Source organism: Devosia sp. Z11_6, assembly GCF_058133665.1.
Genome location: NZ_JBYUNQ010000001.1, coordinates 387,691 through 410,476, shown reverse-complemented (window position 1 = coordinate 410,476; position 22,786 = coordinate 387,691). Strand labels below are relative to the sequence as shown.

General features: G+C 64.1%; 17 protein-coding genes. 4 read left to right on the top strand and 13 right to left on the bottom strand.

From position 1 onward, the window contains the following. Window positions 1–188 precede the first annotated feature (188 nt). Entirely contained in the window at window positions 189–1,775 is a 1,587-nt protein-coding gene (locus AC3YMN_RS01940; protein ID WP_489888725.1) for an ABC transporter permease family protein, read from the top strand. Beyond that, window positions 1,762–2,400: an ATP-binding cassette domain-containing protein gene (locus AC3YMN_RS01935; protein ID WP_489888724.1), complete on the top strand. Its 639-nt coding sequence runs from the start codon at window positions 1,762–1,764 to the stop codon at window positions 2,398–2,400. The genes AC3YMN_RS01940 and AC3YMN_RS01935 overlap by 14 nt, the downstream gene beginning before the upstream one ends. 22 nt (window positions 2,401–2,422) lie before the next feature. Here AC3YMN_RS01935 and AC3YMN_RS01930 read toward each other — a convergent pair whose 3' ends face one another. From AC3YMN_RS01930 to AC3YMN_RS01920, 3 genes are all read right to left on the bottom strand, one after another. Further along, entirely contained in the window at window positions 2,423–2,848 is a 426-nt protein-coding gene (locus tag AC3YMN_RS01930; RefSeq protein ID WP_489888723.1) for a VOC family protein, read from the bottom strand. A 205-nt stretch (window positions 2,849–3,053) separates the two neighbouring features. Further along, complete coding sequence (locus tag AC3YMN_RS01925; RefSeq protein WP_489888722.1) at window positions 3,054–5,216, bottom strand: RodZ family helix-turn-helix domain-containing protein; 2,163 nt, start codon at window positions 5,214–5,216, stop codon at window positions 3,054–3,056. A gap of 47 nt (window positions 5,217–5,263) precedes the next feature. Next, window positions 5,264–6,553 (bottom strand): adenylosuccinate synthase, encoded by a 1,290-nt coding sequence (locus tag AC3YMN_RS01920; protein WP_489888721.1) that lies wholly within the window; start codon window positions 6,551–6,553, stop codon window positions 5,264–5,266. Window positions 6,554–6,686: 133 nt separating this feature from the next. Here AC3YMN_RS01920 and AC3YMN_RS01915 point away from each other — a divergent pair, with 133 nt between their 5' ends. After that, window positions 6,687–7,637 (top strand): DMT family transporter, encoded by a 951-nt coding sequence (locus AC3YMN_RS01915; protein ID WP_489888720.1) that lies wholly within the window; start codon window positions 6,687–6,689, stop codon window positions 7,635–7,637. A 60-nt stretch (window positions 7,638–7,697) separates the two neighbouring features. On the opposite strand, the gene serA is transcribed toward AC3YMN_RS01915, so the two are convergent. Together serA and AC3YMN_RS01905 are read right to left on the bottom strand one after the other, a co-directional pair. After that, window positions 7,698–9,281, bottom strand: a complete 1,584-nt coding sequence (gene serA, locus AC3YMN_RS01910; RefSeq protein ID WP_489888719.1) for a phosphoglycerate dehydrogenase — start codon at window positions 9,279–9,281, stop codon at window positions 7,698–7,700. A gap of 154 nt (window positions 9,282–9,435) precedes the next feature. Next, window positions 9,436–10,611, bottom strand: coding sequence for a phosphoserine transaminase (locus AC3YMN_RS01905; protein WP_489889183.1), 1,176 nt, complete (start codon window positions 10,609–10,611; stop codon window positions 9,436–9,438). A 340-nt stretch (window positions 10,612–10,951) separates the two neighbouring features. Between AC3YMN_RS01905 and AC3YMN_RS01900 the strand changes: the two genes are divergently transcribed. Further along, window positions 10,952–12,298, top strand: coding sequence for an MFS transporter (locus AC3YMN_RS01900; RefSeq protein ID WP_489888718.1), 1,347 nt, complete (start codon window positions 10,952–10,954; stop codon window positions 12,296–12,298). Between the two features lie 178 nt (window positions 12,299–12,476). Here AC3YMN_RS01900 and AC3YMN_RS01895 read toward each other — a convergent pair whose 3' ends face one another. From AC3YMN_RS01895 to AC3YMN_RS01860, 8 genes are all read right to left on the bottom strand, one after another. After that, window positions 12,477–13,220 (bottom strand): outer membrane protein, encoded by a 744-nt coding sequence (locus tag AC3YMN_RS01895; RefSeq protein WP_127753948.1) that lies wholly within the window; start codon window positions 13,218–13,220, stop codon window positions 12,477–12,479. 175 nt (window positions 13,221–13,395) lie between these two features. Further along, window positions 13,396–14,739, bottom strand: coding sequence for a phosphoglucosamine mutase (glmM, locus tag AC3YMN_RS01890; protein WP_172124109.1), 1,344 nt, complete (start codon window positions 14,737–14,739; stop codon window positions 13,396–13,398). A 129-nt stretch (window positions 14,740–14,868) separates the two neighbouring features. Continuing rightward, complete coding sequence (gene ftsH, locus AC3YMN_RS01885) at window positions 14,869–16,800, bottom strand: ATP-dependent zinc metalloprotease FtsH (protein WP_127753950.1); 1,932 nt, start codon at window positions 16,798–16,800, stop codon at window positions 14,869–14,871. A 170-nt stretch (window positions 16,801–16,970) separates the two neighbouring features. Then, entirely contained in the window at window positions 16,971–18,248 is a 1,278-nt protein-coding gene (tilS, locus tag AC3YMN_RS01880) for a tRNA lysidine(34) synthetase TilS (protein ID WP_489888717.1), read from the bottom strand. After that, window positions 18,233–19,198 carry a tol-pal system protein YbgF gene (gene ybgF, locus AC3YMN_RS01875; protein WP_489888716.1) on the bottom strand — a complete coding sequence of 322 codons (966 nt, stop codon included), beginning with the start codon at window positions 19,196–19,198 and terminating at the stop codon, window positions 18,233–18,235. The genes tilS and ybgF overlap by 16 nt, the downstream gene beginning before the upstream one ends. A gap of 176 nt (window positions 19,199–19,374) precedes the next feature. Then, window positions 19,375–19,872 (bottom strand): peptidoglycan-associated lipoprotein Pal, encoded by a 498-nt coding sequence (pal, locus tag AC3YMN_RS01870; protein WP_127753953.1) that lies wholly within the window; start codon window positions 19,870–19,872, stop codon window positions 19,375–19,377. A 229-nt stretch (window positions 19,873–20,101) separates the two neighbouring features. Next, window positions 20,102–21,412, bottom strand: a complete 1,311-nt coding sequence (gene tolB / locus AC3YMN_RS01865; protein ID WP_489888715.1) for a Tol-Pal system beta propeller repeat protein TolB — start codon at window positions 21,410–21,412, stop codon at window positions 20,102–20,104. A 61-nt stretch (window positions 21,413–21,473) separates the two neighbouring features. Then, window positions 21,474–22,781 carry a hypothetical protein gene (locus AC3YMN_RS01860; RefSeq protein WP_489888714.1) on the bottom strand — a complete coding sequence of 436 codons (1,308 nt, stop codon included), beginning with the start codon at window positions 22,779–22,781 and terminating at the stop codon, window positions 21,474–21,476. Window positions 22,782–22,786 lie beyond the last annotated feature (5 nt).

The window sequence follows — 22,786 nt, the reverse complement described above, 5'->3', positions numbered from 1 at the left end:
CCTCCCCTCCCCCTTGAGCGGAGGCGCACTGAGGGGGTCGATCGAGGGAACACAGTCCCTGATAGCCACACCACGACCCTCCGCCATCCCAGCGCCATCAGCGGACGTCCCCTCCCCATTGAGGGGAGGGACAGGGTGGGGGTTCAGGCCCATCAACCCGCTCCAAGGCCAGCGCCAACCACCGGACCATGACCCTCCCACCCCGCCCCTTGCGCATCGCCACCGCCACCCTCCTCGCGTTTGCCATCGCCGGGCTGATTGCTCTCGTCCTCTGGTCCATCCTTGCCGCCGCCACCGATGCCGCCGCCCCCAGCCGCATCGATATTGCCCACCTCCTGCGCATGACCTCGATCCAGGCCGGGCTCACCACCGTGCTTTCCTTGCTGGTCGGCACGGCATTGGCCTGGTCGCTCAATCGTCTGCGCTTCCCCGGACGCGATCTCCTCGTCGCCTTCTTTGCATCCGCCATCGTCACTCCCGGCATGGTCGTGGCCTTCGGGCTCCTCGCCATCTGGGGCCGCAATGGCTGGATCAATCGCGCGGCCGAAGCCGTGCTGGGCTTCCCCTTGGGCAATCCCGCCTATGGGCTCGGCGGCATTCTCTTTGCCCATGTGATTCTCGATGGGGCCTTCGCCGCCCGCATCATCCTCGCCCGCCTCGACGCCATTCCCGCCGCCCGCCTCAAGACCGGCCAGTCCCTGGCCCTATCCGCCTGGCAGCGCTTCACCCTCATCGATTGGCCAGCCCTGCGCGGCACCCTGCCGGGGCTCGGCGCCATCATATTTCTCCTCGCCTTCACCAGCTTCCCTATAGTGCTGCTGCTGGGCGGTGGCCCCGCCAACCAGACGCTGGAGGTCGCCATCTACGCCGCTGTCCGCCAGGATTTCGATCTCGCCGGCGCCGTGCGCCTCGCCTTGACGCAAATCGCCGTTTGCGCGTTGGTGATCTTTGCCGCCTCGGCTCTCGCCCCGGTACCCACCGCCTTTGGTTCTTCCCCAGCCACCACCTGGCGCGACGGGCCCGCCAGCCGCCTGCTGCAATGGCTGATACTCGCCACCGCCACCCTCTGCTTCGGCCTGCCCTTGCTCTCCGTGCTGGTGGATGGCCTCGGCGCCGGTCTCGGCAGCCTCCTTGCCCAGCCGAGCTTCTGGTGGTCGCTCCTCACCAGCCTCCTTATCGGCAGCGCCTCGGCACTCCTCACCCTTCTCCTGGCGCTCGCCCTCGCCCTCGGCCGCGGCGCCACCGGCAGCCCGCCGCTGCGCACCGTGCTTGGCATCCCGGCCTATGCCTATCTCGCCGTGCCCGCCGTGGTGCTGTCGCTGGGCTTCTTCCTGCTGGTCCGCGACCTGGGCCTTGCGCCCGCCGCGGCCGCGCCCGCTGTCGTGATCCTTGCCAATAGCCTCCTCGCCCTGCCCTTTGCCGTGGCAACGCTCGCGCCGCCGCTCGAAGCCATTGCGAAAACCAGGGGCAAGCTCATCCGCTCGCTCGGGCTGAGCGGCTGGCGGCAGTTCTTCCTCGTGGAACTGCCCCTGATCGGCAAGGATCTAGGCGTCATGCTCGCCCTCGCCTTTTGCTTTTCGCTAGGGGATCTGGGCGTCATCGCCCTATTTGGCACCCAGGATTTCCAAACCTTGCCGCTGCTGATGTTCCGCTCGCTCGGCGCCTATCGCAACAATGATGCAGGGGCCATTGCCGCCATTCTCCTCATCGGCACCATCATTGCCTTTGTTGGCCTGCCTCGCCTTGCCGAAAGGATCGCCCGTGCTGCGCGTTGACGAGCTTTGTTTTGCTTATCCCAACACGGCCGAGCCCTATCGTTTTTCCCTCGCCGCTGCGCCCGGCGAGATCACCGCCGTGTCGGGCGCCAGCGGTTCGGGCAAGTCCACCCTGCTTGATCTCCTCGCCGGCTTTCTCACGCCGACCTCCGGCAGCATCGCGCTTGACGGCCAGCAACTCGTGCCACTGCCACCCGAGCAGCGCCCGGTATCCCTCCTGCTGCAAAGCGAAAGCCTCTTTGAACACTTGAGCGCTGGCCGCAACATCGCCCTGGGCCTGCCCGCGCGCACGCCCAAGGCAGAGGTCACCCGTCAGGTTGAAGCTGCACTCGCGGAGGTCGGTTTGTCCGGCATTGGCGCCCAGCCCGCCGCCACCCTATCGGGCGGGCAAAAGCAGCGCGTCGCTCTCGCCCGCACCCTGCTACGCGCCCGGCCGGTTTTGCTGCTCGACGAGCCCTTTTCGGCCCTCGACGATCAAACCCGCGCCGTGATCCGCGATCTCGTCAAGACGCTGACGGTCCGGCATGGCTGGCACACCATCCTCGTCAGCCACCACAATGATGATATCCTCGCCCTCGCCAGCCGGCGCTATCATCTGGCGGATCGAAAGCTGGTGGCGGACTGAGCCGCCACCGCGAGGAGGCGCTTTATTCGTCCGCCGGCAGCAATTGCGGGTTCCAGACCACTTCCCAGAGATGCCCGTCAGGATCCCGGAAATACCCAGCATACCCGCCCCAGAACGTGTCTTGCGCGGGCTTGATGATCGCGGCGCCCGCACCCTCGGCGCTCGCCATGATCGCGTCGACCTCGTGGCGTTCCCTTACATTGTGCCCGAGCGTCATGGCGGTGGACGACACCGGCTCCCGGGCAAGGCCCGTATCGAACGCAATATCGTCCTGCGCCCAGATCGCGAGCTTCAATCCGCCCGCCAGATCAAAGAACGCGACGGCGCCGTGCTCGAACTCCTGCCCGATAATGCCTTGCGTCGGCAGGCCCAGCCCATCGCGATAAAAACGCACCGCGCGCTCAAGATCGCCAACGCCCAGGGTGATTACGGAAATCCGTGGTTTCATGTCCATGCCCTTTCGATCGGCGCCCGCCCTATGCTGGCGCCGTGATCGTCATGGGCCGCTGCAGCAGCGGAAGGACCCGCAAGCGGGGGCCGGGCCAACCTTCCCGAACCTAACCTGTTTCAGACACGCCAAGGCTAAGCCAGCCCCGCCGGAGCGTCAATCCACGAGGCCTCTGTCCGGCCAAACGCGGATGCAAACGGGGGGGCTAATTGCCCCCCTGTCCCCAAGCCGCAAAGACCTTGTCGAACAGCGCCTGCGCTTGCTCATCCTTTTCAAGGGTGATGATCGCATTGCGCCCGGTGCCATACACCACCGCCAGATCCATCCACTTGCGACTGCGCAGCAGGTCCTGGTTGGTGTTGGCATCCTGCTCGGCCGCACTCAGCGCAAACAGGTAGGAATTACCCACGACGCGGGCCGAAGCCCCCACCAGCGGCGTTCCGGGCACCAGTTCCTGGTCCTTGAGCAACACGCCCGGCAGCCCCGCAATCGTGCCGCCGATAAAGGTGTCGCTCACATCGAAATCCACCTCCATCAGGTGGCTCGCGGGCAGGCTCGGATCGGAATTCTTGCGAATGGTCATCTCGACCCCGAGATTGCGCGCCGGAATATTGGCCTGGCCGATCAGCGTGGGCTGGCCGATCTCGTCGACCCCTTCGCGCCACTCTATCGTGCCCGAGAACGGTACCGCACCGGTGCGGCCATCCTGGGAGGCTTCCAGCAGCAGCGACTGGCTGCCCGACAGCACGGCCGGGTCGACCGATGCCGCCGGATCATTGAGCGCCACGGCCGCACTAGGGTCTTCCCCGGGCAGCCGCTCTTCGCCCTTGTCGTCCGCACCACCACCCAGTTCGGGCAGGCTGGTCTGCGTCCCATCGGGAACCACCGGCTCGGGCGTCGGCTCCAGCCGGTCCTCGGTTTCCAGCGCCTCGAGCGCCGTAGTCGGCTCGGCCGCTGTCTGGGTCGCCGTATTGCCGGGCACTGCCGGCTGGTCGGTCGCGGAAATGTCGCCATTGGGCGGCACCGGGTCGAGCGTTGGGGTCGTAAGATCAGGTTCTGGCTCGGGCGCTTCGGCAACCGCCGTGCTGGCCTGCCCGAACATCTGGTTGAGGTCCACATAGCCTTCGCGCCAGGCCCAAAAGCCTGCGCCACCCACGCCAACCAGAAGCACTGCAAAAACGATCAGGAAAATGCTCAGGCCCGTGCCGCTGCGCGGCTCGCTCACTGGCACGAAGTTGTCGGAATTGTCCTCGCCTGCCCCGCCCGGCAATTCGGCGCGCTCGGGCATGGCAAACATATTGGGCACCGCCGGCCGGGCCGGACCCACAACCACCGGCTCCGTGGGCTCTGCCGGAATAGCCTGGCTTTCGCCGCGCGCTTCGCGATCCAGCGTCTCGATCGCCCGCTCGATGGCGCCCTCGGCTTCACTGGTGTCGGGCTGCGCCGCCTCGACTTCGACTTCGCGCACACTCGACAGTGCCGCTTCAACGGGGCTTGGTCCCATGCTGCTGGCGGGTTCGGTGCGGCGGGCGAAATTGAGCAACGCTCCCCGGCGGGCACCCTCCTCAGCGGCAGGCTTGTCGTCGGCAAGCGAATCCGGCTGGTCCTGAGGCTCCTGCACCGGCGCATCGAGCGGCGAGTCGCTCGGCAACTCGCTCGGGCCTGCCGTTTCGGCCTCGGCCTTGCGCGCTCCCTTGGCTCGCCCGAACGACGGCAACCAACGCGCCCGTGGCTTGATGATCTTCTCGACGGACTCAGGCTCGCTCTCGGCCACTGGCGTAACCACCGCCTGGGCCTCGTTTTCGTTTGGAACCGCCACGGGCACGTCGACCGGGCCCTCCTCGCGCACCAACTCTGCCCCGCTCGCCTCAGCGGCATCGGCGATGATGTCTTCGATCGAGGTGCCGGAGCGCGCTGGGCCATCCGCTTGCGCCTGGGGATAGGCGGGCTGTACCGGCTCAAACGCTGGATAGTTTGGTTGTGCCGGCTCAAAGCGCGGCCTCAGCTCGAACCGGGGCTGCGGTTCGGGCTCAGGTTCGGGTTCTGGCTCAGGCTGGGGTTCCGGTTCCGGCTCCGGCTCGGGTGCTGCTACCGGCGGCTCGACTGGTTGCGCCATGGGACGCCCGAACACCGAATCACGCCGCAGCGAAATTACGGCTTCGCTGGCTTCCTGCTCAACCTGCCGGATACAATCTTCCAGCTGCAGCCGATGCTGCGTTATGTCGCGCGCCGGCAGCGGTGGCTGAATGGCCCGCAACTGGCCCACAAGTGCCGAACGCGCCTTTTCGTAAACCGCACGGCGAGCCGCGCCATTATTCTCGGGCAATGCCGAGATGGCCCGGCGCAGCAGCTCCTTGTAGTCGGCCATAGCTTACTTGGTACTCACAATTGCCGCAGGTGTTGTATCAAAAACACTCAATCTTGGAACGGGTCAACCACAAGGATAGTATCGGCGCGCTCGGGGCTCGTCGACAACATGGCAACCGGCGCCCCGATCAGTTCCTCGATATAGCGCACATACTTGACCGCCTGGGCCGGCAGCTCAGACCAGCTGCGCGCCCCGGCTGTGGTTTGCGACCATCCTTCGAGGGTTTCGTAGATGGGCGTAACCCGCGCCTGTGCCTCCATCAAGGCAGGCAAGTAATCGATCCGTGATCCATCCAGCTCGTAGCCGACGCAGATCTTGATTTCCTTGAGCCCGTCCAGCACGTCCAGCTTGGTCAGCGCAATGCCCGAAATGCCGGAAGTCTTGACGGTTTGACGCACCAGCACCGCATCGAACCAGCCGCAGCGGCGCGGCCGCCCCGTATTGACGCCAACCTCGCGACCGACCGTGGCTAGATGTTCGCCGATCTCGTCATCCAGCTCGCAAGGGAACGGGCCCTCGCCGACGCGGGTCGTATAAGCCTTGGTGATTCCCAGCACATAGCCGATTGCCGTTGGCCCCAGCCCGGAACCGGCCGCAGCCTGCCCTGCCACCGTGTTGGACGAGGTGACGAAGGGATAAGTGCCGTGATCATTATCGAGCAGCGCACCCTGCGCTCCCTCAAACAGAATGCGTGCGCCAGCTTTGCGCTTTTCATCAAGCACCTGCCAGACCTGGTCCATGAAGGGCAGGATCTGGTCGGCTACCGAGATCAGCTCCTGCCGGATCGTTTCGGCCTCGATCTCGGGCAGACCCATGCCGCGGCGCAGCGCATTGTGGTGCGTCAGCAGCCGCTCGATCTTGGGCATCAGCGTTTCGGGCTGGCTCAGATCGATCAGCCGGATGGCCCGACGACCCACCTTGTCCTCATAGGCCGGGCCGATGCCACGCTTGGTGGTACCGATCTTGAGCCCGGACGTGCTGTCTTCGCGGATGGCGTCGAGTTCGCGGTGCAGCGACAGGATCAGCGGTGCATTGTCGGCAATGCGCAGCACATCGGGAGTGATCGTGACGCCTTGCGCCCGCAGCTTGGCCATCTCGGCCACAAAATGGTGGGGATCCACCACCACCCCGTTGCCGATCACCGACAGCTTGCCTTGCACCAGGCCAGATGGCAGCAGCGCCAGCTTGTAGCTGACGCCATCGATCACCAGCGTATGGCCGGCATTGTGGCCGCCATGATAGCGCACCACCACATCGGCACGCTCGGAGAGCCAGTCCACGATCTTGCCCTTGCCCTCGTCGCCCCACTGCGAGCCGACGACAACCACATTCGCCATGAAAACTTCACTCCACCAATCATGCCGGCGCGGGGGCAACCCAAACCCGGGGGCCCGCGCAACTGTCCGGCGCCGGGTTTGACCATACCCGAATACCTGCTAAGTCCGATTGTCCTTACATCACCGAGCGCCGATGACAAAGCCGCCAATAACCCAAAGTCGCGGCATTTCCGCCCGCCTGCTGGACCGCCCCTATCTGCTGCTGGTTCTGACCACCATGTTTTGGGGCGGCAATGTCATCGCCGGCAAGCTTGCCGTCGGACATATCGACCCCTTCACCCTCACCGTGCTGCGCTGGGGCGGCGCCCTGCTGCTGATTCTGCCCTTCGCCCGAACGTCGCTTAAACGCGACTGGCCGGTGATCCGGTCGCGCTGGCCCCTCTACTTATTCTACGGCGCGGTGGGCTATGTTACATTCAATATCCTGGTCTATATGGCCTCCTACCACGCGAGCGGCATCAACATTGCCCTCGAGCAGGTGACCATCAACCTTTTCGTCATGCTGGCGAACTTCGCCCTCTTCCGCACCCGGGTGCGCCCGCTGCAGATCCTGGGCGCGGTGCTCACCATTTTTGGCGTGCTGGTCACTGCCACCCATGGGGAGATTGGCCGGCTCCTCGCGCTCGATATCGGTTTTGGCGACAGCCTCGTTCTGCTCGCCTGCGCCGCTTACGCCGCCTATTCGGTATCCCTGCGCTACAAGCCCCCGACCGGCTGGATCAGCTTTCTGGTCGCGACCTGTTCGGGTGCCTTCGTTGCCGCCATTGCCTACCAGATCGGTCTGGGCGGTGGCATGGGTGCGCTGTTTGCCGCCTTGCCCCAGGTCACGCCCCAGGGTTGGGCCATCGCGCTTTACACCATGGTGCTGCCCTCGATCGTTTCGCAGATGTTCTATGTGCGCGGCGTCGAGTTGATCGGCGCCAACCGCGCCAGCCTGTTTATCAACCTGATCCCGATTTTTGCCGCCACCTTTGCCGTGCTGGTCTTGGGCGAACGCCTTGAGCTCTACCACATGGCTGCCGCCGCCCTCGTCATCGTCGGCATTGCCCTGGCCGAATGGGGCGCCCTGCGCGCCTTGCCCTAGCAGCAACAAAAAAGGCGGGACACGCTGTCCCGCCTTTCCAACCGTGTAACCTTGCGGTCCTTAGAACCGCAGTGCCTTGGCCTGCTTGACGCCTTCGAGCTGGGCGATTTCCGCCAGTTGCGGCTCGGACAGCGTGCCATCGATCGAGACCAGCGCAATGGCATCGGCCCCCGGATCGGTACGGCCCAGGTTGAAGTTGGCGATGTTGATGCCAAGCTTGCCCAGCAGCGTGCCCAGCCGGCCGATATGGCCCGGCTTGTCCTCATTGGTCACATAAAGCATGGACGGGGTCAGCTCCGCTTCCATGTTGATGCCCTTCACCTGGATCACCCGCGGCTTGCCATTGGCAAACACGGTACCGGCAATGCTGCGCTCCTGCTTTTCGGTCGCCACCGTCAGCCGGATATAGTTCTCATAGGCGCCCTGCTGTTCGCGGGTCGTCACCTGCACGGCAATGCCGCGATCCTTGGCGATCTGGGGGGCCGAAACCATGTTGACCTCGCCCATCATCGGCTTGAGCACGCCGTTGAGCGCCGCCGCCACCATGGGCCGCGTATTCATGCCGGCCACATCGCCTTCGAACTCGATGGTGATCGACTTGATCGCGGTTTCCGTCAGCTGCCCGGCAAACGAGCCCAGCACTTCCGCCAGCTTGATGAACGGGGTCAGGCGCGGCGCTTCCTCAGCCGAGATCGAGGGGAAGTTGAGCGCATTGGTGATTTCGCCCGTCATCAGATAGGCCGAAATCTGCTCGGCCACCTGCAGCGCTACATTCTCCTGCGCTTCGGTGGTCGACGCCCCCAGATGGGGGGTGCAGATCACATTGGGCAGCTCGAACAGCGGATTGTTCTGCGCCGGCTCCTCAAGGAACACGTCGAGCGCTGCGCCGGCCACCTGGCCCGACTTCAGCGCATCATAAAGCGCGGTTTCATCGATGAGACCGCCACGGGCGCAGTTGATGATGCGAACGCCCTTCTTGGTCTTGGCCAGCGTCTCGGCATTGAGAATGTTGCGGGTGGCTTCGATCAGCGGCGTGTGCAGCGTGATGAAGTCGGCGCGCGCCAGCAGCTCGTCCAAATCGACCTTTTCGACACCCATATCCTGCGCCCGCTCGGGGGTCAGGAATGGATCATAGGCGATCACTTTCATCTTAAGGCCCTGCGCCCGATCGGCAACGATCGAGCCGATATTGCCCGCCCCGATCAGGCCGAGGGTCTTGTTGGTGACCTCAACGCCCATGAAGCGGTTCTTTTCCCACTTGGAAGCGCGGGTGGAGGCGTCGGCCTCGGGCAACTGGCGGGCGAGCGCCATCATCATGGCAATTGCGTGCTCGGCGGTGGTGATCGAGTTCCCAAAGGGCGTGTTCATCACGATGATGCCCTTCTTGGTCGCCGCGGGAATGTCGACATTGTCGACGCCGATACCGGCCCGGCCGATCACCTTGAGGTTGGTGGCGGCGGCGATGACCTTTTCGGTGACCTTGGTCGCCGAACGGATCGCGAGACCATCATACTGCCCGATCACCTCGAGCAGCTTTTCCTTGTCCTTGCCCAGATCGGGCAGGTAGTCGACCTCGACGCCATTGTCCTTGAAGATTTGCACTGCTGTAGGGCTGAGTTTGTCGGAAACGAGAACCTTGGGCATTTTTGTAGTCCTGAATGGGGTGCGGCCAGCGGCCGGCAAAAAACTGATCGACCCGCCCGTCCCCAGCCTGAACTTGTCCGGCACCGGCCTGTGAGCCGGGTCTTCCCTCCCCTTTGAGGGGAGGGATCGAGGGAGGGGTCGCGCTATTGAGCGACTAAGCCGCGGCGGCCTTGAGCGCGTTGAGCTCTTCGGCAAAGGCCCAATCGAGCCAGGGCGTCAGTGCCCGCAGGTTCTCGGCATCGATGGTCGAGCCGGCCCAGATACGCAGACCCGAGGGAGCGTCCTTGTAGGCGCCGATGTCATAGGCCGCACCGGCCTTGTCGAGCCGCGCCACAAGGGCCTTGGCAAACGCCGCCTGCCCCGCATCGTCGAGCGCCGTAACCGCCGGATCGACGATGGAGAAGCACACCGAAGTGTTGGAGCGAGTTGCTTCATCCTTGGCGAGGAACTCGACCCACGGGGTCTTGGCGACCCAATCGGCCAGCACGGCATAGTTGGCATCGGCCCGCGCCTGCATGGCCTTGAGCCCGCCCTGGGCCAGACCCCATTCCATCGCATCGATCGCGTCCTCGATGCACAGCATCGAGGGCGTGTTGATGGTGGCAGCCTCGAAGATCTCGCCGATCAGCTTGCCGTTCTTGGTCAGGCGGAAGATCTTGGGCAGCGGGCGCTCGGGCTTGAAGCTCTCGAGTCGCTCGACGGCGCGCGGCGACAGGATCAGCACGCCATGCGCGCCCTCACCGCCCAGCGCCTTCTGCCAAGAGAAGGTCACCACATCGAGCTTGGCGAAATCGAGGTTCTGGGCAAAGGCCGCCGAAGTGGCGTCGCAGATGGTCAGGCCTTCACGGTCCGCAGCGATCCAGTCGCCATTGGGCACGCGCACACCCGAAGTGGTGCCATTCCAGGTGAAAACCACGTCGCGGTTGAAGTCGACCTGCGCAAGGTCGGGCAACTCGCCATAGGGCGCCTTGATGACCCGCACATCCTCGAGCTTGAGCTGCTTGGACACATCGGTGACCCAGCCCTCGCCAAAGCTTTCCCAGGCGAGCATGTCGACGCCGCGCGCGCCCAGCATCGACCACATTGCCATCTCGACCGCGCCGGTATCGGAAGCGGGCACGATGCCGATGCGGTAGTCGGCGGGGACTTCCAGCAGTTCGCGGGTCAGGTCGATCGCGCGCTGGATGCGCGCCTTGCCGGGCTTGGAGCGGTGCGAGCGACCCACCAGCGCATTGGCCAGCGCTTCAACCGTCCATCCCGGACGCTTGGCACAGGGGCCCGACGAAAAATTCGGATTAGCCGGTTTCACCGCCGGCGCGGTCAGGGGCATTGCAGCCATCTTCAGCGACCCTCCCAGGTCTATGCGTCTTGCGTTAGGGCAAGATGTCCTGAGGCCGCAGATATGCCTGATACCGCTCCGCGTCAATGCCGTTGTGCGAAAAGTGCTGTTGGGGAACCATGTCGCAATCCGCTACGGCCCACGGTCAGGCCCTCCCATCGAGTGATCTTGTTCGGTTCAAAGCGCCGCAGGTGGCGCTCTGGTCTTGAATGCAAGCCTGCACTGGCAGTAAGGGGTGGCCAGTTTTGCTTTCCCTCGCCCTGCCGCAGCGGCAAGCCGAGCGAAAGACAAGTGGGCAGGGCACGTCGCCTTGCACTTTTTGGATTCGATCATGACCCAGACTTCCGCGGCTGCTTCCCCTCAACCAGCCAATTCGCGCTCCCGCGTTCTGCTCGCGAGTCTGGTCGGCACCACGATCGAGTTCTACGACTTCTACGTCTACGCGACGGCGGCCGTTCTGGTGTTCCCGCACCTGTTCTTTCCTGCCGGCAATGAGACCACAGCCCTTCTGGCGTCCTTCGCCGTATTCGGCGCCGCCATGGTTGCCCGGCCGCTCGGCGCCGTATTCTTTGGCCATCTCGGGGACAGGAAGGGCCGCAAAACCACATTGGTTGCGGCCCTGCTGACCATGGGGCTAGCGACCTTCCTGATCGGGGTGCTACCGACCTATGCAATGGTCGGCTGGCTGGCGCCGGCATTGCTGGTGGTCCTCCGGCTGGCGCAGGGCTTTGCGCTGGGCGGGGAATGGAGCGGCGCTGCCTTGGTCGCCACTGAAAACGCACCCAAGGGCAAGCGCGCGCTCTTCGGCACCTTCCCCCAGCTTGGCGCCCCGCTCGGCTTCATCATCGCCAACGGCCTCTTCCTTATCATCGCGGCCATGCTGCCCTCCGATGATCCCTCCCGCCCCTCGCTGGCCTTCCTCGACTGGGGTTGGCGTATTCCCTTCCTGTTTTCAGCCGTGATGGTGGTGGTCGGCCTCTGGGTCCGGCTCAACCTGGTGGAAAGCAGTGCCTTCGAGAAAACGGTCAAGACCGGCCAGGTCCGCAAGATGCCGCTCGTCACCGTCCTGCAGCAGAATATGCGCGAGCTGGTGCTCGGCACCTTCTACATGCTGGCGACCTATGTGCTGTTCTACCTGATGACGACCTTCTCGCTGAGCTATGGTCGCGCCGCCATCGACGCCGCCGTGCCGGGGCTTGGCTACCAATATTCGACCTTTGTGCTGATGATGATCGTTGGCGTCGTGTTCTTCGGCATCTTCACCCTGGTGTCCGGCCCCTGGGCTGATCGCTTTGGCCGCCGCAAGACGCTGATCTGGGTGACGCTCGCCATCGCCGTCTTTGGTTTGCTCTGGGTGCCCTTGCTCAACGCCGGCTTTGTCGGCGTCATGGCCTGGCTCATCCTCGGCTTTACGCTGATGGGGCTGACCTTCGGCCCAATGGGCGCGCTGCTGCCGGAGCTGTTTCCCGCCAATGTGCGCTATACCGGCTCTGGCATTTCCTACAATGTCTCCTCGATCCTCGGCGCCGCCCTCGCCCCCTTTGTGGCTGTGGCCCTGTGGAGTGCCGGCGACGGCAGCCCGTTCTGGGTCGGCGTTTATCTCACGGCCATGGCGGCCCTGACCTTGATCGCCCTGCTGCTCGGGCGCGAAACCAAGGATATCGATATCGAGGCTTAAGCCCGCAGCCACTCCCCGCGGCCAGTCCAGCCGAGGCTAACGACCGGTTTGCGCTGCAGGCCGCTGCAAGGCACAACAGAGGATCGAGGACAGGTTACCCGCCAAATGCAATCGGCGCCCCCAGGGGAGCGCCGAAGCCAAGAGCGGATCTGCCAAGCGCCTGTGGCGCCCTGAACGATCAGTTGAAGCGGTAGCGCAGCGTGCCACGCACTTCGTGCAGCCAGTTGTTCTCCGAATGAACATTGGCGGGGAAGTCGGCACCATTGTCGAGATCGGCAATGTAAACGCCGCGATAGCCCACATCGGCAACGACGGCACCGAAGTCATAGCCGACGCCGACCATGCCGGCCGCCGCAAAGCTGGTGTTCTCGCCCGATGGAACCGGGAAGCCGTTGGAAGCCTCGATCGAGGATTCGTTGAAGGCCGCACCGGCACCAGCGCCGACATAACCAAAGGCGCCGCCGGCAGCGTTGTAGCCAAAACCATCGCCGCCCAGCGAGAAGTCGTAGTAAACGTTGGCCAGCGCGATGGTGGAGCGCAGCCCCAGTTCGTAATCGCCGGCGTCGCCGGTGGCGATCAGCCCATCATTGGAAACGTAGTCGACAGTCGCGTCAAAGCGCAGTCCGGTGCCCGTCTCGAAGCCGAGACCCGCGCCGACGCTGTAGCCGTAGCCGGCTTCATCAACGGAGAAGGTTTCTTCTTCGGGAGTGACACCGCAGATCACGCAGTCGATGCCATAGGCTTCCTTCGTCCAGAAGGCATTTCCCGCCGCGCTGCCGCGCAGGTAGAACGAGCCCTGCACGCCATAATCGACGTCCGGGATTTCAACAACAGGCGGGTATTCGGGGAAGTCGGCCGCCAGTGCGGGGCCGGCGATTGCAGTGGCTGCTGCCACCAGCACCGCAGCGGAAAGCATGCGCATGATCAAGAAGTCCTTCGGTTGCCACGACACCAGTCGATTGACGCCCAATATCGAACAACATTCTTAAAAGGCGCTTAACCCTGCGGCTTAACCCTAACGATTGGTGATTATCTATCGAAACAAGAACGCCGGCACGGAGCCGGCGTTCTGAACTCGGTTGTGACTGTCCTGTGGCCTAGGCGACTGCCTGAATGGCGGCCTCGATTTGCCCCACTGCCGAGGTGACCAGAGCAGCATCGTCAGCCTCGCCCATCACCCGGATCACCGGCTCGGTGCCCGACTCACGGATCACCAGCCGGCCCCCGCTACCCAGCATTGCCTTGGCGTCGGCCACGGCCTGCATCACCTGCTTGTCCTCGAGCGGCTTGCCGGTCTTGAAGCGCACGCTGCGCAGCAGCTGCGGCACCTTCTCAAAGCGCGTGCACACTTCCGAAATTGGCAAGGAGCGCTGCTTGAGCACCGCGAGCAGCTGCAGGGCCGCGACCAGCCCGTCGCCCGTGGTTGTGAAATCGGAAAGAATGATATGGCCGGACTGTTCACCGCCCACATTGAAGCCCTTCGTGCGCATGGCTTCAAGCACGTATCGGTCACCCACCTGGGTGCGCTCGAGCGTCAGCCCCAGGGAGGTGAGATAACGTTCAAGCCCAAGATTGGACATCACAGTGGCGACGATCCCGCCGCCGGCCAGCATTTCCCGTTCCATCCAGCTCTGGGCGATTACCGCCATGAACTGGTCGCCATCCACCACCTGGCCCTTTTCATCGATGATGATGACGCGGTCCGCGTCGCCATCCAGCGCAATGCCGATATCGGCGCGCACTTCACGCACCTTGGCTGCCACCGCTTCAGGCGCCGTGGAGCCGACCTTGTAGTTGATGTTGAAGCCATCAGGCTCGGCGCCAATGGTGAACACCTCAGCACCCAATTCCCAAAGGGCAATCGGCGCTACCTTGTAGGCCGCACCATTGGCGCAATCGAGCACGACGCGCAGGCCCGTCAGGTCGATATTCCGTGGCAGGGTGCGCTTGGCGTATTCGATATAGCGGGTGCGCGCTTCCTCATCGCGATGCGCTCGGCCGATCTCGCGGCCATGGGCGAGGAACTGGCTCATGTCGCCGTCGATGAGGCTCTCGATCTCCGCTTCGACCTCGTCGCTGAGCTTATAGCCATCGGGCCGGAACAGCTTGATGCCGTTGTCATCATAGGGATTGTGCGAGGCTGAAATCATCACGCCGAGATCGGCGCGCAGCGAGCGCGTCAGCATGGCAACGGCGGGTGTTGGCATTGGGCCCAACAGATACACATCCATGCCCACGGCGGTGAAACCTGCGGTCAGGGCGTTCTCGATCATGTAGCCAGAACGCCTGGTGTCCTTGCCGATCACCACGCGATTGCGGTGTTCCCCGCGCACGAATTTCTGGCCCGCAGCCATGCCCACCTTGAGGGCCAGCTCCGGGGTGAGCTTGCTGCCATTGGCCAAGCCGCGAATGCCATCAGTGCCGAAATATTTTCTGGCCATTGCTTTGCCCTGTCTGCGCGCTGTCATGCGCATAATTTATCGCACAACCGTTAAGGACGCTTTTCGGCGGAAAAGCGGTGACCGGCAATACATAAAAGGGCCGCCTCGCGGCGACCCTTGGTGTCAGTTTCAGCTATTGGGCTGAGGCTCCAGCCCGCCCTCGGGCGGCGCATCGGGCCGCTTCTTGGGGGACTTGCCGGCAGCGGGGACGCCCGACGCCTTGGGCGCCGATGGGCCGCTGTCGTCCGGACGAACCGGCTGGTGCCCATCCATCAGGGCCCGCAGTTCATCGCCGGTCAGCGTTTCATATTCAAGCAGGGCCTGGGCCACCGCTTCAAACTGATCCACATGGTTGCGGATGATATCGCGGGCAGCCTGCTCGCCATCCTCGATCAGCTTGCGCACTTCCTGGTCGATCAGCTTGGCCGTGTCGTCCGACATATTGTTGGACTGGGTCATGGAATGACCGATGAACACTTCCTGCTCGCTCGACTTGTAGCGCACGCGGCCAAGCTTTTCGCTCATGCCCCACTCCATCACCATGGAACGAGCCAGGCTCGTCGCCATCTGGATGTCGCCCGAAGCACCCGAGGTCACTTTCTCGGGGCCGAACTTGTAGATCTCGGCTTCGCGGCCGCCAAACAGCATGGTCAGGCGTGCCAAGGCCTTTTCCCGGCTGAACGAATAACTGTCGCTTTCAGGCAGGGTCATCACCATGCCCAAGGCACGGCCACGCGGAATGATCGTTGCCTTGTGGATGGGGTCGATCCCGGCCACCTTGAGGGCAATGATCGCGTGCCCGGCTTCATGGTAAGCCGTAAGCTTTTTTTCGTCCTCGGACATGGCCATGGTGCGGCGCTCGGCGCCCATCATGATCTTGTCCTTGGCGTCTTCGAACTCGGCATGGGTGACAAAGCGCTTGTTGCGCCGTGCCGCCATCAGGGCCGCCTCGTTGACGAGGTTCATCAGATCCGCACCCGAAAAGCCGGGCGTGCCACGGGCCAATACCTTCAGATCCACATCGGGAGCCAGCGGCACCTTGCGCACATGGACCTTGAGCACCTTCTCGCGGCCCGCAACATCGGGGTTGGGGACGACAACCTGGCGGTCAAAGCGACCGGGACGCAGCAGTGCGGGATCGAGCACGTCGGGGCGGTTGGTCGCCGCGATCAGGATGATGCCTTCATTGGCCTCAAAGCCGTCCATCTCCACCAGCAACTGGTTGAGGGTTTGCTCGCGCTCGTCGTTACCACCGCCGAGACCGGCGCCACGCTGGCGGCCGACGGCGTCGATTTCGTCGATGAAGATAATGCAGGGTGCGTTCTTCTTGGCCTGCTCGAACATGTCGCGCACGCGGCTCGCGCCAACGCCCACGAACATTTCCACGAAGTCGGAACCCGAAATGGTGAAGAAGGGCACATTGGCTTCGCCGGCGACCGAACGGGCCAGCAAGGTCTTACCGGTACCGGGAGGGCCGACCAGAAGCACGCCGCGCGGAATACGGCCGCCCAGGCGCTGGAACTTGCCGGGATCGCGCAGGAATTCGACGATTTCCTCGAGGTCCTGCTTGGCTTCATCGACGCCAGCGACGTCCTCGAAGGTCACTTTGCCATGCGACTCGGTCAGCAGCTTGGCGCGCGACTTGCCAAAGCCCATCGCGCCACCACGGCCACCGCCCTGCATCTGCCGGATAAAGAAGAACCACACGCCGATGATGACGATGAACGGGAGCCAGGAGCTCAGCAGCACTGACCAGAACGGGCTCGATTCGGGAGCGCGCGCCGTGATCGACACGCCCCGATCCTCGAGGCGGCTGATCACATCGGCGCCAGCCGGCATCACGGTTTCAAAGCGGGTGCCATCATTGAGCACGCCCGAAACGACGTCATTGGTGATGGTCACGCTTTGCACGCGCCCGCCTTCAACGTCGGATACGAACTGGCTGTAGCTCTTGTCGGCGACCGAAATGGAGCGGGTGGAAGACTGAAAGACCTGGAACAGGCCCATCAGCATAAAGAGGATAACTAGCCAAATGGCAAAGTTGCGGAAGTTTCCGTTCATCAAACCTGTCCCGGAGAGACCGACGCAACCAAGCTGCCGGTGTTAGCGCCGAATGTATGATCGGCATTGGGGCGTTACAAGGGCACTGCTGCTAGCCTTGCGCCTCGTCGTCTAGTCATTTTGTCGCGACGGGTTAACGCCTCCCTCACGACAAAAGCGGCCAAACTTGCTCAGTCCACCAGCAGTTGCACACGAATTCGCTCATCGAACGACCACCCTCCCAACGACAACACGCCACCCTGTGCATCCCTGACAATGGGTGCTGTGCGGATGGCTTCGGCGGGCGCGGTCACCTTGAAGCCCAGGAATTCCTCGAGCCGGTGCCGCGGCAGGTAATCGGACACGCCAGCGGTGAGGCCCGGCTCGTCCGAGCCATTGGTGATCAGGAATCGCTCGTCCCAAACGAGCTCAGCGCCGGGCGGCAAGGCCAGATCGGGCGGCAATACCCGCCCCGGCTCGCGCGCCACTGCGACGGCACCGTCCTTTTCGCGCACCACGCAACCCAGCAGTGTCGTCGCCTTGCCATGGGTGCCAGATGCCAGCGCCTGCTGCAGCCGTTCCACCTGCCCGAGAGCCCGCGGCTTCTGCCGTCCGCCCACAATGTTGAGTACCCGTCCCAGCACCCGTACAGCGAGGGCGGGGCTCAGCGCCAGCAGCGGCTCGCGCTCGATCCGCGCGGATCCAAAACCATCCAGCCGCACCATGGTCTGGAACGCGCCATCGGCCATCTGGGCCAGCGCCCGGTCGGCTTCCCCCATCCGCTCGGCAAACAAGGCGAGGGTTTCGCTATCGAGGCCCAGCGCTTCGAGTTGCGGCATGGCCTTGCGCCAGCGCACCCGCTCGTAATGCTCGTCCTGGTTGGAGGGGTCTTGGGCGGGCACCAAACCGGCTTCGCCCACCACTTGGTGCAGCGCCTTGGGATCGAGCCCCAGCAAGGGCCGATGCACCCGCACCCCCTCGACAACCGCCATGTCGGCCATCCCGCGCAGCCCTTCAAGCCCGCTGCGATGGGCCAGTCGCATCAGCACGGTTTCGGCTTGATCCAGCCGATGATGCGCCGTCAGCAGCACCTCAACGCCGTCTTCAGCCATTGCCTGGCCCATCAAGCGATAGCGCGCTGCCCGCGCCGCTTCCTGCAAGGCGGTGCGTGGCTTGGCGCCCGTCCAAACCAGACCGCGAGCCCGAACACCCAGTTGTTCGGCGACCCCGAGCACCATCGCGACCTCCGCCCCCGCTTCGGGGCGCAAGCCGTGATTAACGGTATAAACCTGCAAGCGCGGCGCCGCGGCACCCAGGCTTGCCGCCCAGCGCTGCGCCAGCAGCAGCAGCGCCAAACTGTCGGCACCGCCCGAAACCGCCAAACCAATGGCCTGCTCGCCGGCGACCGCCGCAAACAAGGCCTGCAATGTTGCTGGATCGTCCAGCGGCGGAATTAAGCGGGTGGGCATTCGGCCTTGGTCTTTTCCGCCGCGAGCCGCGCCGCAAAGGCGGGGGTCAGCGTCGTGTAGCGCCGCTCGATTTCCGCATACGTCCGGCAGGCAGTTTCCCGCTCGTCGGCCCCGGCAAGCGAAACGCCGAGGCGCAGCAACAGGTCGGGCGAACGCGGGCTGTCGGGCGCTTTCTGGAACGCGTCCAGCAACACTTCTGCGGCCTCGTCATAAGCCTCACGCTGGATCAGCGCTTCCCCCAGCCAGTTGGCGGCGTCCGTCGCCTGGGCATTGTCAGGGTATAGCTCGATGAACTGGCTGAACTGGTCTTCGGCAAAGGCATAATCGCCGCGAACAATGGCTTCATAGCCGGCGGTGAACTGCGCATCCGCATCGGAATCCCCGGTAGCGGTGGCGTCCGGATCATAGCTCAAATCCAGCGGCTGGCCGGTGGCGAGGTCCACACTGCCACCCTGCCCCGTGCCGGCCAGCGGATCATCGGAAGTGCCAACGCTGCCATCATCAAAGGTCGGGTCGAACTCGGCCTCTCCCGGCAGCGGCTGCACGCCCTGTGGCGGAATTTCGGTCGAGGGAGCCGCGCTGCTTTGGGCAGGTGCTGAAGGCGCAGCGCCGTCAGTGCCAAGGCCCTGCAAGCGTGCGTTGGTTTCTTCCGCCTGCCGCTGGATCAGGGTCTGCATCTGCGTCAGCTGAAAAGTCAGCCCTTCGATCTGTCCGTTGAGCGAGCGCACCTGCTCTTCCAACTGCTGCACCCGTACTGCCAATTGGGCGGTATCGGCCGCTTGCGCCACGTGCACCCGAGTTGGCTGCGCATTGGTGAGCGTCAGCCCGCCCAACTCAGCCGGTGGAAAGGCTTGCGCCTCGGCCCGGCTTTGCAGGCTCGTGCCCAGCAGCAGCGCACAGGCCGCTGCCAGGGCAGTGCGGCCCTTGGATTGCAACAGGGGGATCTTCAATGGGGAGCCTCCGGTGTGTGTTCTCTGCGTCGCTGGGTGCCGACATGGTGATCGAGGCAAAGCGAGTAAAGGCCAACTTTGGTGAAAACAAAGCGCCGGAGCCACAAAGGGCGTCCGGCGCTTCTGGATGCCGGCCGGGGCCGGGTCATTTGGGTCTGGTGAACCAGGCCCGCTACTTATTGAACGACGGTGACCGCGCGGCGGTTCTGGCTCCAGCAGGAGATGTCGTTACAGATCGCGACAGGGCGCTCCTTGCCGAACGACTTGGAGGTGATGCGCTGAGCATTGACGCCACGCGACACGAGATAGTTCACCACCACCGAAGCGCGGCGTGCGCCCAGGGCGATGTTGTATTCGCGGGTGCCGCGCTCGTCGGCATGGCCTTCGATCATGATGCGGTAGTTGCTGTACTGGTTGAGCCAGGCGGCCTGCTTGTCGAGGGTCGCGGCAGCTTCGGTGGTCAACGACGAAGAGTCGGTTTCAAAGAACACGCGGTCGCCAACCGAAACCAGGAATTCCTGCTGGCTGCCCGGCGCGCCGCCGCCCGGGCCGAGATTGCCCACGCCGGTCATCATTGCGTTATCGGGCGTACGCGAACACGCCGCTATCGCGACGACGAAAAGCAGCATTGCGGCGGCGCGCAACGCGGTGGTGATCGGTGCAAGGGACAGCATCCGGAAAAAGCTCCTGAAAGGCAATAATTCTAGGTACGGCATTTACCGTGCTTATTCTTAAGGCCGGGTTCCAAGTCGTGGTTAATTGAAGCTTAACGGGGCACGAATGTGGCGGAAACGCGGGCTTTTTCCGGCTGCGGCATTCCTGCCACAGCGCTTGGTGAACTGGTAGTATGGTTAAACGCGCCGGGGCTCTGCTGCCCCGGACGCGGGATAGGAAGCTTGCGCCTTAGCTGCGCAGCCCGGACCAGGCCGGATCGGAAGCATAGCTTTCGGTGGGGATGGTCTGGAGGTTGCGGCCCCAGATATCGACACTCTGCAGCTTGGGGCCGTCATTGCCACCGGGATCTTGGAAGAACATGATCACGCGGCCATTGGGGGCCCAGGTCGGGCCTTCCGCATGGAAGGTCGAATGCAGCATGCGCTCGCCCGAACCATCGGGGTTCATGATGCCGATATTGAACTGCCCGCCGGACTGGCGCGTAAAGGCGATCAGATCGCCCTTGGGTGACCAGACGGGCGTCGAGTACAAGCCCTGGCCATAGGAAATGCGCTGCGGATTACCCCCGCCCGAGCTCATCATATAGATCTGGGGCGAACCGCCGCGATCGCTTTCAAACACGATCCGGCTGCCATCGGGCGAATAGGAGGGACCCGTATCGATCGCCGCGCCCGAGGTGAGCTGCACCGGCTGGCCGCCACTCGTGCTCACGGCATAAATATTGGTCGCCCCACCCTGCTCCACGGAAAACGCCACCGTGCCGCCATCGGGTGAGAAGCGGGGCGCAAAGGTCATGGCGCCCAGCGAAGCCAGCCGCTGCTGCCGCCCGCTCGACAACTGCAGCAGATAAACCTGGGGATTGCCGTCCTCGAAGTTGAGGTAAGTGATCAGATCGTTGTTGGCCGAGATGCGCGGCGTCAGCGCCAGCGTGCGCCCATCGGTCAGGTACTGCGGATTGGCGCCGTCCTGGTCCATGATCGCGAGCCGCTTGACCCTGTTCGCCTTGGGACCGCTTTCGGCCACATAAACCACGCGGGTATCGAAATAGCCGCTGCCACCGGTCAGCGCCTCATAGATGGCGTCCGAAATGATATGGGCGACGCGTCGCGCACTGTTGGGATCGGTGTTGTAGCTCTTGCCCACGACCTGGGCGCCCTGCTGGGTATCCCACACGCGCACCGAAGACGCGATCTGGCCGCCGCGGTCCACCGCACCCATGACGAGCGCGGTCACATTGGCCGTGCGCCAGGTGTTGAAATCGGGCGTGGCATTGACGTCCCCGATCTGTACCGGCAACGACGCCGGATCGAGCGGCAGGAACAAGCCCGAGCGGCGCAGATTGGCGCGCACGATCTCGGCCGTTTCGCGCCCAAAGCTTGGGTCCGAGGAGGCAAAATCGGGGATGGCGATCGGCAGTGGCTGGAAATTGGCGCCCTCGACCGTGATGTTGAGCTGTGCCTGGGCAGTGCTGGCGGTGGCGAGGGCCAGCCCGCCGGCAACGCCGAGCTTGAGGGCGCTGCGCCGGGTTAAACGGGTCATTTCAGTCTCCATTCATGCCATTCACCAGCATCTTGCCGGGGAAAGGCGCGCTTCAAGGACGTCACGGACGCAACGTGACATTGATATTCTGCCATTGGTCATAGGAGGCCGCCGACAACATGCTGTAGGGCCCGCAGCCTGCCACGGCGCTCACGGCCTTCTGGGCAATGGTGATCGCTTCAGGCTGCTCGCTAACCGAAACAATTCGAGGCACATCCGCCAGCGAGCCATCCTGATTCAACCGCATATTGACCACCACCTGCGCGCTGCTGATCTGCTCATTGGGGAGCAGGTTCCAGCATTGCTTGATCTTGGCGACCAGCGCACCGATTTCGGTCTGGCTCAGCGTCGCCGAGGTTCCACTAGTGTCGCCCAGCGTCGGTGAACCGCCGCTACCGGTGGTGGCGCCGGTGGAAGTATCCTTGTTGATGATGGCCGAAATATCATCGGCCAGCGAAGCATCGAGTTGCTCGCCCGCTTGCTGCTTTTCGGCTGCCTGCGCCGCAGCCTGGCGCTTGCGCTCGGCTTCGGCTTCCGCTTTGGCCTTGGCATCGGCATCGGCTTCGGACTTGGCCTTGGCTTCCGCCACGCGCTTGCGTTCTTCTTCCTCGCGCTTCTTGCGCTCTGCTTCGGCGGCCGCAAACTGCTGGCGCTTCTGCTCGAGATTGGTTGGACGCGATGCAGGCACCGGCGCCGCGACTGCCGACTCGGCAGGCTCAGGCGTGGGTTCGGGCTCCGGGGTGGGCTCGGGCGTCGGCTCGGGTGCAGGTTCTGGCTCAGGCGCGGGTTCTGGCTCCGGCGCGGGTTCTGGCGTCGGCGCGGGTTCTGACGTCGGCTCTGGCTCAGGCGTTGGCACCGGCTCGGGCGGCGTCGGCCGCGTCGCGGGCGTCGGCGGCACCGGCGCTGGCGTTGGCTCGGGCTCCGGCAGCGGTTCGGGCTCGGGCTCCGGCTCAGGCAGGGGTTCTGGTTCTGGCGCAGGAGCGGGCGCCGGGGTCGGTTCGGGCACGGGCTCGGGTTCAGGCTCCGGCTCCGGTACCGGTGCAGTCTCGGGTTGAGGCGCCGAATTGGTCACGGGCATCGGCACCGGCCGATCAGCCTCTTGCGGCGTCGGCTGGTCTTCTTGCGTATTCCCAGTTGGTTGCGCGACCTCGGCAGGCTCATCGGATTCCACCACGGCTGGCGTGTCGGTTTCCACCACCGTGCTGTTGAGCGAGCCCATGCGGATCGCCGCAAAATCGCTGATGGGGACGAGGTCCACGGCAATGGCGTCTTCCACCACGGTCATAGGCTCGGCCATGCCGAGATTGACCAGGCCAATCGTCAGCACGGCAAGGTGGGCAGCGATGGAAGCGACAAGACCGGTGCGCATTGGCC